14 protein-coding genes and 4 pseudogenes are annotated in these 14,827 nt (G+C 67.6%); 5 read left to right on the top strand and 13 right to left on the bottom strand.

From position 1 onward, the window contains the following. Positions 1–175: 175 nt before the first annotated feature. Positions 176–337 (bottom strand): hypothetical protein, encoded by a 162-nt coding sequence (locus tag STRVI_RS54655; protein ID WP_251982702.1) that lies wholly within the window; start codon positions 335–337, stop codon positions 176–178. Between the two features lie 134 nt (positions 338–471). On the opposite strand from STRVI_RS54655, the gene STRVI_RS54650 reads away from it, so the two are divergent. Then, positions 472–654, top strand: a complete 183-nt coding sequence (locus STRVI_RS54650) for a hypothetical protein (RefSeq protein WP_251982701.1) — start codon at positions 472–474, stop codon at positions 652–654. A 77-nt stretch (positions 655–731) separates the two neighbouring features. Here STRVI_RS54650 and STRVI_RS46485 read toward each other — a convergent pair whose 3' ends face one another. The 5 genes and pseudogenes from STRVI_RS46485 to STRVI_RS21665 form a co-directional block, all read right to left on the bottom strand. Beyond that, entirely contained in the window at positions 732–938 is a 207-nt protein-coding gene (locus STRVI_RS46485; protein WP_050993723.1) for a hypothetical protein, read from the bottom strand. Next, entirely contained in the window at positions 923–1,306 is a 384-nt protein-coding gene (locus STRVI_RS21675; RefSeq protein WP_050993722.1) for a cytochrome P450, read from the bottom strand. Before STRVI_RS21675 ends, STRVI_RS46485 begins: the two co-directional genes overlap by 16 nt. Before the next feature lie 187 nt (positions 1,307–1,493). Continuing rightward, positions 1,494–2,408 carry an NADP-dependent oxidoreductase gene (locus tag STRVI_RS21670; protein WP_014057782.1) on the bottom strand — a complete coding sequence of 305 codons (915 nt, stop codon included), beginning with the start codon at positions 2,406–2,408 and terminating at the stop codon, positions 1,494–1,496. Between the two features lie 219 nt (positions 2,409–2,627). After that, positions 2,628–2,774, bottom strand: a pseudogene (locus STRVI_RS53540) (IS5/IS1182 family transposase); the annotation flags it as partial. Positions 2,775–2,990: 216 nt separating this feature from the next. Beyond that, positions 2,991–3,593, bottom strand: coding sequence for a 2'-5' RNA ligase family protein (locus STRVI_RS21665; RefSeq protein ID WP_043236291.1), 603 nt, complete (start codon positions 3,591–3,593; stop codon positions 2,991–2,993). A gap of 268 nt (positions 3,594–3,861) precedes the next feature. Between STRVI_RS21665 and STRVI_RS21660 the strand changes: the two genes are divergently transcribed. Next, complete coding sequence (locus STRVI_RS21660) at positions 3,862–4,821, top strand: alpha/beta hydrolase family protein (RefSeq protein WP_014057780.1); 960 nt, start codon at positions 3,862–3,864, stop codon at positions 4,819–4,821. A gap of 222 nt (positions 4,822–5,043) precedes the next feature. Here STRVI_RS21660 and STRVI_RS21655 read toward each other — a convergent pair. Next, positions 5,044–5,792, bottom strand: a pseudogene (locus tag STRVI_RS21655) (transposase family protein). A 245-nt stretch (positions 5,793–6,037) separates the two neighbouring features. Then, the gene (locus tag STRVI_RS21650; protein ID WP_014057778.1) at positions 6,038–6,904 is read right to left on the bottom strand and encodes a helix-turn-helix transcriptional regulator; all 867 of its coding nucleotides are present in this window, start codon (positions 6,902–6,904) and stop codon (positions 6,038–6,040) included. A gap of 221 nt (positions 6,905–7,125) precedes the next feature. Between STRVI_RS21650 and STRVI_RS21645 the strand changes: the two genes are divergently transcribed. Both STRVI_RS21645 and STRVI_RS21640 read left to right on the top strand, forming a co-directional pair. Continuing rightward, positions 7,126–8,007, top strand: coding sequence for an SDR family NAD(P)-dependent oxidoreductase (locus tag STRVI_RS21645; protein WP_014057777.1), 882 nt, complete (start codon positions 7,126–7,128; stop codon positions 8,005–8,007). 326 nt (positions 8,008–8,333) lie between these two features. Continuing rightward, positions 8,334–9,082 (top strand): annotated as a pseudogene (locus STRVI_RS21640) (transposase family protein). Between the two features lie 213 nt (positions 9,083–9,295). Here the strand turns inward: STRVI_RS21640 and STRVI_RS48285 are convergent. Beyond that, positions 9,296–10,125, bottom strand: a protein-coding gene (locus STRVI_RS48285) for an IS5 family transposase (protein WP_251982700.1) whose coding sequence is annotated in 2 segments (ribosomal slippage) — positions 9,296–9,825 and positions 9,825–10,125 — 831 coding nt in all. Because the reading frame shifts where the segments join, the coding sequence is not laid out codon by codon here. Positions 10,126–10,322: 197 nt separating this feature from the next. Then, a complete protein-coding gene (locus STRVI_RS56040; protein ID WP_167543219.1) occupies positions 10,323–10,772 on the bottom strand; it encodes a DUF6192 family protein in 450 nt (149 codons plus the stop codon). Between the two features lie 216 nt (positions 10,773–10,988). Here STRVI_RS56040 and STRVI_RS21615 point away from each other — a divergent pair, with 216 nt between their 5' ends. Continuing rightward, positions 10,989–12,179: an alginate lyase family protein gene (locus tag STRVI_RS21615; protein WP_014057775.1), complete on the top strand. Its 1,191-nt coding sequence runs from the start codon at positions 10,989–10,991 to the stop codon at positions 12,177–12,179. 64 nt (positions 12,180–12,243) lie between these two features. On the opposite strand, the pseudogene STRVI_RS21610 reads toward STRVI_RS21615, so the two are convergent. The 3 genes and pseudogenes from STRVI_RS21610 to STRVI_RS21605 all read right to left on the bottom strand — a co-directional run bounded on the left by STRVI_RS21610 (position 12,244) and on the right by STRVI_RS21605 (position 14,599). Further along, positions 12,244–13,515: pseudogene (locus STRVI_RS21610) on the bottom strand (IS256 family transposase). Positions 13,516–13,592: 77 nt separating this feature from the next. Further along, the gene (locus STRVI_RS52820) at positions 13,593–13,730 is read right to left on the bottom strand and encodes a hypothetical protein (RefSeq protein ID WP_167543218.1); all 138 of its coding nucleotides are present in this window, start codon (positions 13,728–13,730) and stop codon (positions 13,593–13,595) included. A gap of 227 nt (positions 13,731–13,957) precedes the next feature. Next, entirely contained in the window at positions 13,958–14,599 is a 642-nt protein-coding gene (locus STRVI_RS21605; RefSeq protein WP_014057772.1) for an FMN-dependent NADH-azoreductase, read from the bottom strand. Between the last annotated feature and the right edge of the window lie 228 nt (positions 14,600–14,827).

The following is a 14,827-nucleotide window of genomic DNA, read 5'->3' as shown; positions in this document are numbered from 1 at the left end:
CAGACATGCGAGGATTGAGCGTGTAATGTCAAAAACTCATTAATGCGACAGCATTAAACCGCCCCGTTCATCTTTCTGTGGCGCCTCATGCTCACGTCGGCTGATGGAATGGGTTACACGGTGCAATTCGGAGTAATTTGGAAAAGGCTCTACCGCTTGTGCGGGAACATGAAGGTCAGCGCAGCCGGTCGGCCACCTGCTCCAGGCCCTTCTTGATCATCTGCCCGTACTCGTCATCGCCGAGCACGTGGATCGTGGCCTGCGCACGCTCGAGATGCTCACGAGCGCTGTCCAGATCGCCCAGCTTGCGGTAGCACTCGCTCAGGTTCAGGTGCAAGGAGGGGTACAGTCCCGGCCGCCGAAACCGACACCCCGGCCTCCTCGATGCGCGCCTCGGTGATCAGGTCGGCGGCCACCAACGCCCGCTGGTAGCAGTTCCTCGCGCACGTCGTCCTGCGCATCGGCCATCGCGTGCGCGAGCGTGCAACGCTGCAGGGGATCCCCCTCCTCGCCGCCGATCTCCTCCCAGATCTCTTCGAACTGGAGGCGAGCGGCCTCCCGCTCACCCTGGTGGGTGAGCTGCACGGCCTGACCGATACGGGTGATCGTGGGATCTTGATCATCTTGTGGTTCCTTCCCGGCGCCGTCTCATGACGGCCTGTATTGCCGCTCCTGGGATCGGACAACGGTGGCGCCGAGGCTACAGTGGATCTTGATGTCACCGTCGGCGGTTACCGCGTCCCGTCATACAGCCGTACCGACAACTCGATGATCCGGCTGGATCCGGGCCGCATCTCCCGTTCGGCCCCCGATCCGGCCAGCGTCAGGCGCGGGAACCGGGTGAACAACGTGCGCAGCGCGATCTCGAGTTCGTCCCGGACCGGCGCGGCGCCCAGGCAGTAGTGCGCGCCCTGCCCGAAGGTCAGGTGGCGCTCCACGGGCCCGATGTCTCGACGCAGGTCCAGCTCGTCGGCGCGGTCGAACTCGCGGGGTCGGTGTTCGCGGAGAGCAGGCCGGGCATCACCGGCTTTCCGGCCTGGAGTACCGTCCCGCCCAACTCGACGTCGGTGGTGGGATAGCGCACCTGGCCGAACACCGGCCCACGCATACGCATGAGCTCTTGCACGGCCTCGGGCCAGCGCCCGGGGTGCTCGGTCAGTGGGGCGAGCTGATCCGGGTGCTCGAGCAGCGCTTGCACCGAACTGGCGAGCAGTTGCGCGGTGGTGTTGTGCCCGGCGATCACCAACGCGATGACCATGGTGACCATCTCGCGGTCGGAGAGCCGGTTGCCGTCGTCATCACCCATCGACAACTCGGCTCATGGTGTTAGCCGTTGTTAGCGGTGTGGGTTACCTCCGCCGTGGCGGCTGCGGCGCGGCCCCGGCGTGAGCCTCGCCAGCACCTCCTCGGTCGCCCCCTCAGCCTGACGATTTCTCGATCGCGCCTGGCGGGCACCGTGACCCAGCATCGGGATCGGGCGGTGCCCGGTCGGGTCATGCTCGGGTGAGCACGATCTTCTTTCCGCCGGCCTGTCCGGTAACCACGCGGGCGAACGCAGCCGGTCCCTCACTCAGCGGCAGCGGTTCCGGTGCGAGTTTCAAGGTTCCCGCGGCGACCTGCTCCGCCAGCTGGACAAGCTGCGCGGCGTTGGGCTGGACGTAGAGGTCCCAACTCGTGATGCCTCGTTCCTCCGGAGGCGCGTCCGAGGTCAGGGAGCACAGTCGCCCGCCGTCCCGCACCAAGGGCAGGGCGTCGTCCGCCGTGCTGGTGGCGATGATGAGGGCGGCGTGGAACCCGCCGCGTACCTTGGCCGACCAGTTCGGGTCGTGGTAGTCGACGACCTCAGTCGCTCCTAGACCGAGCAGGCGCTCTGCGGCGGCAGCGGAGGCGGTCGCGGTCACCACGAAGCCCTTGGCTGCGGCGAGCTGGGTGGCCAGGGCTCCGGTGGCCCCGCCTCCGTTGGTGATCAGGAGCCGCTGTCCTCGGCTGAGATCCAGCTGCACCAGGGCCTGCAACGCGGTGAGTCCGTTGACTGGCAGTGCTGCCGCGTGCACGGCGTTCAGCCCGGGTGGGCAGGCTGCCGCGTGATCCGCATTGATCAGAACGCGTTCGGCCCAGAAGCCGCTTCCCCCGGGCAGCGGGGCCTCGTGCGCGAGTACCCGATCGCCTACGGCAAACCCGGTGACACCCGCGCCGACGGCCAGCACCTCGCCCGCGCCCTCCACTCCCAGCGCCGCCGGCGGGCGCAACCCCACATCCCACCCAGCGCCGTTGAGCAGTTCGTCCCACGGGCCGACCCCGGCCGCCTCAACCGCCACCAGGATCTGACCGGGCCCGGGAGATGACGGTTCGGGCAACTCCAGCAGGGCGACTTCCTTCTCGGCCCCGGACACTCCGCACGCCTTCACAGCAGATCCTTGTCCTCTCGCTCAGCCGGCCGACCGGGGGGTACGGGCCGGAAACCCAAAGCAGGGCACCAGTGTCGACCTCGGGATCCCCTACGGAGGTCGCTTGTGGTCTCAGTCGCATTGGTGTCGAGCCTATGCAGCTGGTGACCCGGACATGTGGTCCATTTGAAGAGTGACTAACTGGGCCAATCGTGGAATAGATCTGCACCTGGACCTTGGGTCGGGTCGGGGGTACGTCATCGTGTTCGAGTAGCGAAAGCGCCGCTCACGCTGCGGCAGCAGCGGTTCCAGGTGGTCCCACAGCTCATCCGACACGATCCACGGCGACGTTCCCACATCGAACCGAACGCGCAACTCCCGCCTCAGACAGGGCGATCAGCGCCCATCCACCTTATTGTGTCAGCCGTTGTAAGCCCCGCCGGCGTGCCGACGGCACCATGTCTGCCGACCGGGGCAGCTTCGCCCAGCGGACCAAGATCATCCCATGACCCTTTTTGGGCTTACTCGGGATACGCGTACATCACCCATTGCATCCCGAATGGTCGGGCGCCAGCGCTTCGGACACGATGGATTCGAAAGGCATCAGCCAAGTGCCGCTGTCGCGTACGGCTCCCACTCGTACATGTGGTTGTCCCGGTGGATGACGATCAGCTCTGCCGTGGTGATGCGGGCGTGCGCGGGCCGGGCGTCGAGCGCGGCGAGGGTCTTGGAGATCGGCGCGATGGGGCCGTCGGCGGCGGAGTAGGCGACCGATACGTGCGGCCTGAATCCGTTGGCGTTCTCCGGTACGACGCCGAGGGTGTCGCTGATGGCGGATCGGATCACGTCCCTCACGGACTGGACCGGCTCACTGGGGTGGGCGGGCAGGAGTACGGCTTCGGGATCGATGACCTCCGGCCCGAGCTGGAGGTCGAAGGCGGGCACGGCGGCCAGACGGGCACGTGCCGCTTCCAGAATGGCCCTGACGTCCTTCTCCGGGACCTCGTGGACGAAGCCGATGCCCTGCATGGTGAGGTGCAGCCACTGATCGGGAATCAGGGTGAGGGCGGGCCCCAGCGGCGCGAGCGCGGCTCGGTACTCGGCGGCCAGGCGGTGCACATCGTGCTGGCCTTCGAAGGTGAGGTGCCAGGTGTAGAAGCGGCGACCCACGCTCCAGCCCGGCCGCCGCCACCAGTGGTCTCGCATGCTCCTGGGCACATTCGTCATGTCCTGGCGAGAGGGCAAGGCGCCGCGGCTTCGGGCCGGCGCCTTCCCGGTGGGACTCTCGGTGGGCATGACGCCTTCCCCTTTCTCCCCATACAGCTTGACAAAACGGAGCGGCGTTCCGAATACTAAATGGAGCAACGCTCCATTTCAGGTTGGTCGAAGCGGAACGCTCCTGACCGCCCTCGTCATGCGCCGGCCGAACCAGACCGCAGGGCGGCAGGGTCCACAGAAGGGCAACCAACGCATCATGACCACATTTACCGCCACCGCCGACACCTCGGGCTCACCCGCCCCGGTCCTGTCCTACAGCCCGGTGGTGCTGTCCGTACCCGGACGTCCCGTGGACCTTCAGGTACGCGTCTCCGCACCCGGGACCGGAACCGGCCTGCCCGTCATCCTGCTCTCCCACGGTCAAGGCCCCTCGAACAACCTCTCCTCGCTGAACGGCTACGCGCCGCTGGTCAACTTCTGGGCCGCACACGGATTCGTCGTCATCCAGCCCACCCACCTCACCTCCAGGACCCTGAGCCACCTGGTCGCCGACGCCCCCGGAGCGCCCTTCTTCTGGCGCTCGCGCGCCGAGGACATGACCCACATCCTTGACCGGCTCGACGAGATCGAGAAAGCTGTGCCGCTGCTGGCCGGGCGGATCGACCACACCAAGGTCGCCGTCGCCGGACACTCCTTCGGCGGCTTCACCTCCAGCACCCTGCTCGGAGCCAACCTCACCGACCCCGACACCGGCGAGGAAGTGAACCTCCTCGAACCCCGGATCAAGGCGGGCGTGCTGCTCGCCGCGCCCGGCAGGGGCGACGTCCTCGACGGACCCATGGCCGACATGCTGCCGGTCTTCTCGACCATCGACTTCTCCACGATGGCCACCCCCGCGCTGGTCGTCGCCGGCGACGAGGACGACTCCCGGCACTCCACCGACATGGGGCCGGACTGGCACGCCGACCCCTACACTCTCGGCCCCAGCCCCAAGTCCCTGCTCACCCTGTTCGGCGCGGGGCACGCACTCGGCGGGATCCCCGGATACGACGTTGCCGAGACCACGGACGAGAACCCCGAGCGGGTCGCCGCGGTCGCGCGCCTCACCTGGGCCTATCTGCGCAGCGAGCTCTACCCCGAGGACTCCACCTGGCAGACCGCGCGTGACGCGCTGGCCTCCGGCCCCGACCCGCTCGGACGGGTCGAATCCAAGTAGCCGGTCTCACGTGTCAGTGCCGCCGTTGTCATCGTCGTCCAGCCCTGCCACGTCCGGGTCGCGTAGTGGCCTTACTGATCGTTTCAGAATGAAGCGCTTGGCCAGAGAGTTACGCGCTGCGATGATGCGAACTCGACTGGGCGGTGGGGGATAGGGACACTAGATGACGCGGTGGCAGCTCTTGCAGGGAGACATCCTGGTCGGTGAGCTCAGTGAGCGTTTTCAGCGTTGCCTCTCCAGGGTGAGGACCGCCTTGGCGATTGACGTCATTCGCTTCGAGCTGCGTCGCGATCTTCGGAAGATCCGCCAGGACTTGAGGCGTGCCGTGCCGCGTTCACGGGTGCTCGGGAGGTGGCCAGTGCCCGGTTGAGCGTCCGTTCTGTCGGGGTCAGCTGCCCGCCGGGTGGGCGTCTGCGTCCGGTGGTGACCCAGGGGCCAGCACCCGTGTAGGCGCGGTCGGCCAGGACGGGGACGCCCTGGCGCTCGCAGATCCGGATGATCCGGTGGGTGCGGGCGGCGGTCAGGTCGTGACACCGGCCTGGCAGGGCCGGTGGGATCCACAGGATCTGGCCGGCCGGGTCGGTCATGACCTGCACGTTCACGCCGTGACGGCGGTGCTTGTGGGAGTAGTCGGCCCGGCCGTCGCCAACCCGGTCGCACTCGGCCAGCATCCCGTCGAGCAGGACGTACTCCGGGTCGGTCTTCCGCAGGACCCTCAGCAGGCCCGGTGCCCGGGAGGCCAGGAGGTCGACGACCGCGGTGGTGTAGGCGTGGGCGGTGCCGACCGGTATACCGAAGCCAGCGGCGATCTGGGCCAGCGTGTCGTGCTTGCGCAGGTACACCAGAGCGACGAGCGTACGTTGATGCGGCGCGAGTTTGCGGCGGCGGTCACCCTCGCGGGTGACGATGAGCATGGTGACCCACTTGACCAGCCCATGGGGCAGGTCCAGTGCGGCAGGATAGGGAACCAACGAGGCAGTTGCGCTGACGAGTTGAGACTTCGAACATCTCCCTCAACAGCACGGGTGCCTCGTGCGTTGCGGCCTCACCACCGTCACGCCATCCGTGGCCCCTCTGCAAACGCACAGTCAGTCTCCGTCCAGGCGGAGGCGAAGCTGCCGCGCGTCGCCGGCGGCCGGGCGAATCGTCTGTGGCCGGAGAGGAACATCATGAGTATAGGGTTGTTTTTTGAAGGCCCGTCCGGCGGTTGCTCGAGTCAACTCGTCTCGCTCCGGTCCGCCAGACCGCTGGACAGTTGCTGATTTCCGATAACCGCCAGGAGTTGCAGCTTGTCATAGCTTTCCGTGCCCGGCGTCGCCGTGAAACTGAGGAGGGAATGTTCCTGGTCGGGGTCGAGGAGTATCTGGCAGTGGAGGGTGAGTTGTCCGACCTCGGGGTGGACCAGGCGTTTCTCGTTGGTGAAGGTGAGGCCGACCTGGTGGTCGTTCCAGATGGCTGCGAACTCCTCGCTCTCGTCGAGGAGCCGACGAGCGAGGGCGGCGGCTGGACCGTGCGGGCCTTGCTGGGTCGCAACGCGGCGCAGTTGGGCAGTGAAGACGCGCCCGTTGGCCGCGTGGTCGGCTGCGGGGTAGATCTGCCTCGATGAGGGGTCGGCGAACCACCTGTAGACATTGCTCCTGGCCAGGCCGGTGTACTGGGTCTGTTTGCCGAGGAGCGCCACAGCGGGCGGGGTCTGGACGATAGTCTCGCCGAGGCTGCCCATGATCTGCGCGGGGGTGTCCTGAAGCCGGTCGAGGATGCGCATGAGCCCTGGACTGACGTGATCGCTGCGAAGGGCGCGCCGGGGTGTGCCATGGCCGGCGAGCAGGAAGAGGTGATCGCGTTCCGCCAGGGACAGCCGCAGTCCGCGTGAGATCGCCGCGGCCATCTGCTCTGAGGGCTGGGGGCTCTTCCCCCGTTCCAGGCGGGCGTAGTAGTCGGTGGACATGCCGGACAGCTCGGCGACTTCTTCCCGGCGCAGTCCACGAGCCCGTCGCCTGGGGCCCCGCCGCAGCCCGACGTCTTCGGGTTGCAGGGCCTCGCGGCGGACCCGGAGGAATTCCGCGAGTTCCAAACGGTCCATGATCTCTCTTTCCCGCTGCGCTGAGGTGCTGCTGTCTCCACTGTCTCCATGACCAGTATCGCGGTGGGAGTCGAGGGGTATCCACGGCCTGCCGATCAGTGGATAAGCGGGCCCTTGTTCCGCGCCGCCGAGCCGCGTCGACTGAGTGCCGACGGCCCAGAGGCCGTAGAAGGCGAGCGCGGCCCAGTGGACTGGCCTGCGCCGGAAAGATGGGAAGCACCATGACGAAATGGACCGCAGCTGATCTGCCCGACATGTCGGGACGCACCGTGGTGATCACAGGGGCGTCGGGCGGTATCGGCCTGATCACCGCGCGAGAACTCGCCCGAGTGGGGGCGGACGTCGTCCTCGCCGTCCGAACAGTGTGCAAGGGCCAGGAGGCCGCCGCCAAGATCCCGGGACGCACCGAAGTCCGCGAATTGGACGTGTCTGACCTCGCCTCCGTTCGGCGATTCGCGAACGAGTGGACGGGCCCGATCGACGTCCTGATCAACAACGCGGGAATCATGAACGTACCGCTGACACGCACGGCCGACGGGTTCGATGCGCAGATGGCGACCAACTACTTCGGGCCGTTCGCGTTGACCAACCTGCTCCTGCCCCACCTCAGGGGCCGGGTCGTCTCCGTGTCCTCACAACTGCACCGGCTGGGCAAGCCTCACCTGGAGGACCTGACCGGACGGAGCCGGCCCTACAAGAGCCTGAACGCCTACTACGACTCGAAGCTGAACATCGTCCTGTTCTCCACCGAACTGCAGCGGCGCCTCACCGTGTCCGGCAGTACGGTCAAGTCGATCGTCGCGCACCCCGGGATCGCCTCCACGAACCTGGTCAGTCACACCTTCTCTGGCAGAGTGATGTTCGGCTCTCTGAGGTTCCTGCTCAACGATGCCGAGCACGGTGCCCTGCCATCGCTTTTCGCCGCAACCCAGGACATCCCCGGCAACTCCTACGTAGGCCCGAACGGGCCCGGCAGCGTCAAGGGCTACCCCAAGATCCGCAAGCCTGCCACCGCCGGCCTCGACCCCAGGACGGCCATGGAGCTGTGGACCCTCACCGCCCAGCTGACCGGCACTGGATCGCAGCTGCCCATCCTCGCCTGACGACGCACTCCGGGCACCGCCCCTCTACGACTTCCGTAGGGAGGGCATGGAAGCGGGCGCTGTTTCGCTGTCGGGGTCGGCCGGCATAGTGAAGATGGCGACCCTGTCGGCCTCGGAATGGGCGAGGCGGCATCCCGTCTCCAACCAGGGGCCCTCGTTCCAACGGGCCAGTAGCTGTTGTTCCGTGAGCCTGCCCGGGGCGCCGGTCACTGTGCGTTTGCAGAGGGGCCACGGATGGCGTGACGGTGGTGAGGCCGCAACGCACGAGGCACCCGTGCTGTTGAGGGAGATGTTCGAAGTCTCAACTCGTCAGCGCAAGTGCCTCGTTGGTTCCCTATCCTGCCGCACTGGACCTGCCCCATGGGCTGGTCAAGTGGGTCACCATGCTCATCGTCACCCGCGAGGGTGACCGCCGCCGCAAACTCGCGCCGCATCAACGTGCGCTCGTCGCTCTGGTGTACCTGCGCAAGCACGACACGCTGGCCCAGATCGCCGCTGGCTTCGGTATACCGGTCGGCACCGCCCACGCCTACACCACCGCGGTCGTCGACCTCCTGGCCTCCCGGGCACCGGGCCTGCTGAGGGTCCTGCGGAAGACCGACCCGGAGTACGTCCTGCTCGACGGGATGCTGGCCGAGTGCGACCGGGTTGGCGACGGCCGGGCCGACTACTCCCACAAGCACCGCCGTCACGGCGTGAACGTGCAGGTCATGACCGACCCGGCCGGCCAGATCCTGTGGATCCCACCGGCCCTGCCAGGCCGGTGTCACGACCTGACCGCCGCCCGCACCCACCGGATCATCCGGATCTGCGAGCGCCAGGGCGTCCCCGTCCTGGCCGACCGCGCCTACACGGGTGCTGGCCCCTGGGTCACCACCGGACGCAGACGCCCACCCGGCGGGCAGCTGACCCCGACAGAACGGACGCTCAACCGGGCACTGGCCACCTCCCGAGCACCCGTGAACGCGGCACGGCACGCCTCAAGTCCTGGCGGATCTTCCGAAGATCGCGACGCAGCTCGAAGCGAATGACGTCAATCGCCAAGGCGGTCCTCACCCTGGAGAGGCAACGCTGAAAACGCTCAGTGAGTACGGCTGTGATCAGCCCTTCCTGGCGCGCTTCACCCCGGGACCTGGCTGGGACAGCGTGAGGCCGTTGTTCGAGGCATTGGCGGCCTACAGGGGCCCGGACCCGGATGGGCTCAGGTTCGTCGCCCTGGCCAAGCCGTTGCAGGATTTGGGGCTCACGCTGGCTCCGGTTGACGGCCAGCAGACTCCGTTGCAGCTCTTCAAGGACTGCATGGTGCGTATCTATGGGGCTGAAGCTCGCCTCCGCTACTGACCGAGCGATTGGCCGTTCGTTGGAGCCGGCGCAGACATATCAGGCTGCAGGCCAGTTCGAGCAGGCCCTGGTGGAGATCGGCGCGTCGTTCGTAGCGGGTGCGGAGCCGTTTGAACTGGTGCAGCCAGGCGAAGGCGCGCTCGACCACCCAGCGCACCTTGCCCAGTCCGGAGCCGTGGGCGACGCCGCGTCGGGCGATCAGCGGTTTGATGCCGCGTTTCCACAGCAGGCGGCGGTACTTGTCGAAGTCGTAGCCCCGGTCCGCGTACAGGCGCCGGGACCTGCGACGAGGGCGTCCCCGCTGGCCGCGAATTGACGGGACGGCGTCGAGCAAGGGCAGGAGCTGGGTGACGTCGTGCCGGTTCCCGCCGGTCAGCGTGACGGCGAGCGGGGTTCCGTGACGGTCGACGATCAGGTGGTGCTTCGAGCCAGGACGGGCCCGATCGACGGGCGAGGGACCGACGTGATCCCCCCTTTGAGAGCCCGGACGTGCGACCCGTCCACGGAGCAGTCGTCCAGGTCCAGCAGGCCGGCGCGACGAAGCTCGGTCAACAAGGCGGCGTGCAGGCGAGGGCAGAGACCGGCCTCGGTCCAGTCCCGCAGGCGGCGCCAGGCGGTCACACCGGAACAGCCCACGGTCTCCGAGGGGACATCGCGCCACGCGACACCGGTCCGCAGCACGTACATGACGCCGGCGAGCGCCGCTCGGTCGGGAATCCGCAGCCGCCCCGGGTGGCGGTGGCGCCGTTCGGGGGCGGGCGGCAGCAGCGGGGCCACCCGCTCTCACAGCTCGTCAGGAACAAGATCAGCACGCACCCCGAACACCCTGCCGACCAACCTCGTCGAACGCAAGACCCGCAGCTCGACTCATTCTGAAACGATCAGTTAGGCGTCAACTGGCACGGCGAGGACTTCAGCCAGGGAACGAGTGGACGGTCGGGGCGTGTACGGCACTTTGTGTCAGTCCCCGGCTTTCACTTGGTGTTGAGCTGGTCCTGGTAGAGAGCGCGGCTCGATCCTCGATCTGTCTTGGCGATGGACTTGATCGCACGCCCCGCCTGCGCCGAGGCGACTTTGATGTGCTGGTGTCGGGTCTCGCCAGGAGGTCGTGTTCTCTCCGGATGAGAGGGCGAGCCATCAGGTCGGTCGTGGCCTTGAAGGCGACGTCCGGCCGCCGCAACAGGCCTGGCCGTGGTGGTTGCCCCCGACTTGTCGTGGTGAACTCCTCTACCACCCGGACCTTGTCCTCCAAGGGCACTTTTGGCCGCGATCTGCGGACGCTGCAGGAAGTCGGTGGTCACCGCTGCGGCGATCTCCTCGTCCCGGGCCGGTGAGCGGATCGCCGTGATCTTCTCGCGCGGCGTCTCGGGGTTCTCGACCTGGCGGCCGACTTGCCGGTTGGCTGCATCCGGCGTCCGCCTCACCGTGATCGAGGGCGACGTTGAGGTCGGCGGGCTGGGCGGCCCCGCGGAGGTCGGCACCGCGCGGGAGCAGGACCAGGAGTGCTCGGCTGGGCTCGAGAGGACTTCCCGGCCATCGCACACAGGCATTGACATGTTCACGGGCGGTCCTTATGGTCCAGGCCATCCTGTCCGTATGTGGGAACTATGTTCTTATACATGAACGGAAGAGGTCATCGGATGGCACGAACCAGAACCGCGTTACTCAGTGTTCTCGCCCTGCTGGCCGGTCTGCTGAGCCTTCAGCTCAGCGGACCGGCCCCGCGGGCCACGGCCGCGCCGGCCGCCTTCACCCACCCCGGGGTGCTGGTGAGCCGGGCCCAACTCGACTACGCCCGTTCGAAGGTGCAGGCCGACCAGCAGCCCTGGAAGGCCGCCTACGACGACATGATGGGCAGTTCCTACGCCTCGCTGTCGCGCACCCCCCGACCACGCGCCGTCGTGGAGTGCGGCTCGTCGTCCAACCCCAACCACGGGTGCACCGAGGAGCGCCAGGACGCCATCGCGGCCTACACCGACGCGCTCGCCTGGTACTTCACCCGGGACAGCAAGTACGCCAAGAAGTCGATCGAGATCATGGACGCCTGGTCCTCCACGATCACTGATCACACCAACAGCAACGCCCCGCTGCAGTCCGGCTGGTCCGGCGCCACCTGGCCGCGCGCCGCCGAGATCATCAAGTACACCTACGACGGCGGCTGGCCGGGCGCCGGACGCTTCGCCACCATGCTGCGGAACGTGTACCTCCCCGAGGTGATCAACGGCGCCGCCACCAAGAACGGCAACTGGGAGCTGGTGATGACCGAGGCGGCCATCGGCATCGCGGTCTTTCTCGATGACCGCTCCGCCTACGACAAGGCGGTCAGCACCTACCTCGACCGCGTCCCGGCGTACGTATACCTGACCGGCGACGGCGACCTGCCCAAGCCGCCCGCGGACAGCAGCATCGACACCGAGGCCGAGATCATCAAGTACTGGCAGGGCCAGAGCACCTTCGCCGACGGCCTCGCCCAGGAGACCTGCCGCGACTTCGGGCACACCGGCTGGGGCATCGCCTCCATCGCGGACATCGCGGAGACCAGCCGCATCCAGGGCCAGGACCTCTACCCGAAGATCCAGGACCGGCTGCGCTACGCACTGGGCTTCCACACCGCCTACGAGAACGGCACCACCGTGCCCTCCTGGCTGTGCGGCGGCACCGTCAAGAAGGGTCTGGACCAGGTCACTGAGGTCGGCTTCAACGCCCTCCACAATCGCCTCGGCATCAGCATGTCCAACACCCAGAAGTACACCGAGGCCCACCGCCCGTCCGGCACGGACAACTACTTCAACGCCTGGACGACCCTCACCCACGCGGACAATCCGTCCTGACCGAGCGGCACCCCGGCCCCCGCTGCCGCGGGCGTGTACGGAACTTTGTGTAAGTCCTCGATTTTCACTTGGGGTTGAGCCGGTCCTCGAAGAAGAGTGAGAACTGGTTCAGTGCCTTCTTCCAGTGTGCCGCGACGTGGTTGACATCGCGCGCTCTGGGGGTGACCTGCTCACGGATGGCGAGGTAGAGCACCTTCAACGCGGCCTGCTAGGAGGGGAAGTGTCCGCGGTTGCGGGTGGCTTTCCGCAGCCGTGCGTTGATCGACTCGATCAGGTTCGTCGAGTAGACGACCTTCCTTATCTCCGGCGGGAAGGCGAGGTAGGGGGTGAATTCGCTCCACGCGGCCTGCCAGGTTCGCACGATCGCGGGATAGCGCTGGCCCAGCTCGCCTGCGGTGAAGTCGGCGAGGGCCTGCTCGGCGGCCTGCTCGGTCGGGGCGGTGTAAATGGCCTTCAACTCCGTGACCAGCTTTGCGTGGTGCTGTTTGGAGGCGAATCTCAGCGAGGCACGGATCAAGTGGATCACGCATGTCTGAACGGTGGCTTTGGGCCAGGTCGCAGTGACCGCGTCGGGCAGGCCCTTCAGCCCGTCGCAGGCGACGATGCACACGTCCTCGACCCCGCGGTTACGGAGCTCGGACAGCACGGTCATCCAGGTCGTGGCGCCTTCGCCCTCGTCGCCGGCCCACAGGCCGAGCACGTCCTTGCAGCCGTCCATGTCCACCCCGACGGCCAGGTAGACCGGCCGGGAGGCCACGGATCCGGAGCGGATCTTCACCCACAGCGCGTCGATGTAGATGATCGGCCAGACCGCGTCCAGCGGTCTGTTCCGCCATGCGTCGAGCTCATCGGTGACAGCGTCGGTGACCTTGCTGATCAAGTCCGGTGAGACCTCGACGCCGTACATGCCGGCCAGGTGCGAGCGGATGTCGCGCACCGACATGCCGCGTGCGTACAGCGACAGGACCTGCTCGTTGAAGCCCGCGAGCCGCCTGGCGTGCTTGGGCACCAACTGCGGTTCGAACGACCCGTCACGGTCCCTCGGAACGGCCAGTGTGACCGCCCCCGCATCGGTCAGCACCGTCTTGCGCGATGTGCCGTTGCGGCTGTTGCCCGAGCCGTGGCCCGCGGGATCGTGTTTCTCGTATCCGAGGTGGTCGGTCATCTCCGCGTCCAGGGCCCGCTCCAGCACGGCCCGGGTCACCTCGGTCAGCAGCCCGCCTTCACCCAGCAGGGCAGCACCCGAGGCGTCGGCGCGGTCCATCAACCGCTCGACGACCTCATCCACGAGCTCGTCCTCGACCGGTCCGACGGCCAGGATCTCGTTGTCGTTCATGTCCGTCCGTCCCGGCTGGTCAAAGGCCCAGGTCAGAGCCACGGCCAGCCTGCCACATCACGGACTTACACGATCTTTCAGACACGCTCGCTGCCGCCGGGGCCGGGGTGCAGGAGCGGTAGACGACTCATGGCGGTGGCGGTGAGCCCGGCGAGCAGGACGGCGGCAAGCCGCACCGGCCTCGCCGGCAGCCCGCCGTAAAGCACCGCGGCCACGGCTGGCAGGGGTGTCCGACAGTCGTGGGGCGCCCACCGCCGCCAGTCCCTGCGACACGATTCCGGTCGCCCGCTTGGTTGTTGTCCCCGGCGCCCCGGCGTGTGGCACCGAGCTGTGGTGGTGCGCGCCGAGGCTGATCGCGGCGGTCGGCACGGTGGCGCCGGGGTGGGTCTGCGCTGGGGCGGGGGTGGTGGTCTGCCGCTGTTCTCGTGTGGGTGGGTGTGCTTCAGGCGGCGAAGTGTTTGGTGAGGAGTTTGCCTTGCTGGGCGGCTTGTTCGTGTGCGGTGGCCAGGGCCGTTTCGTGGAGGGGGATGAGGTGGGCCATTGCGGGGACGTGGGGGGCGTGGGTGAGTTCGGGCTGGATGATGTGCAGGTGCAGGCCGAGCATGCGGTTGAGGATGGTTTCGAGGGTGGGTATGAGGTGGTCCATGCCGTGGTTGGGGGTGCCGGGTCCGAAGCTGCCGCCGCGGGCGGTGATGACGGTGGCGGAGCGGCCGGCGGTGGGTGGAGTGGTTCCGGTGGTCAGGGTTCGGCCGAAGATGATGATCTGGTCCAGCCATGCTTTGAACACGGAGGGCATCGTGAGGTTGTACAGGGGGACGGTGAAGAGGTAGGCGCTCGCGCCGAGGAACTCCTCGATGAGTTCGTCCTGGAGGGCCTGTGCCTTGGCCTGCTCCGGGGTGTGGTGGGCGGGGTCGGTGCTGCGGGCGGTGATGCTCTCGGCGGTGAGGTGGGGGACCGGTGCCAGGCCGAGGTCGCGGTGGATGACGGGGCCGGTAAAGGAGGCACGGAAGGACCGGGCGACCTTGCGGGAGACGGATCCGTCGCCGGGAGTGGCCGAGGAATCGATGTGGAGCAGATACGACATATCTGTGTGGTCTCTTTCGGTTTCGGTGGGTGTCAGGACGGATGGACGGGCAGGCGCGTTGGCACCCGGTGCGACGTTCATGCAGACCGTGCGGCTCTCGGGCTCGCGGACGGTGCGGACCCGCGGGGGACTGCCTCAGGAAATCGGGCGGGGTGCCGGCTTCCCGGCCGGGAAGCGGCCGGTGACGGGGTGCCGGAGGTGGTGAACGCGTGCGGGGGCGCCCCGGCG

This window comes from Streptomyces violaceusniger Tu 4113, from assembly GCF_000147815.2.
GTDB classification, from domain to species: Bacteria; Actinomycetota; Actinomycetes; order Streptomycetales; family Streptomycetaceae; genus Streptomyces; species Streptomyces violaceusniger_A.
The sequence above is the reverse complement of the archived record's forward strand: the minus strand, read 5'-3'. Positions and strand labels throughout refer to the sequence as shown.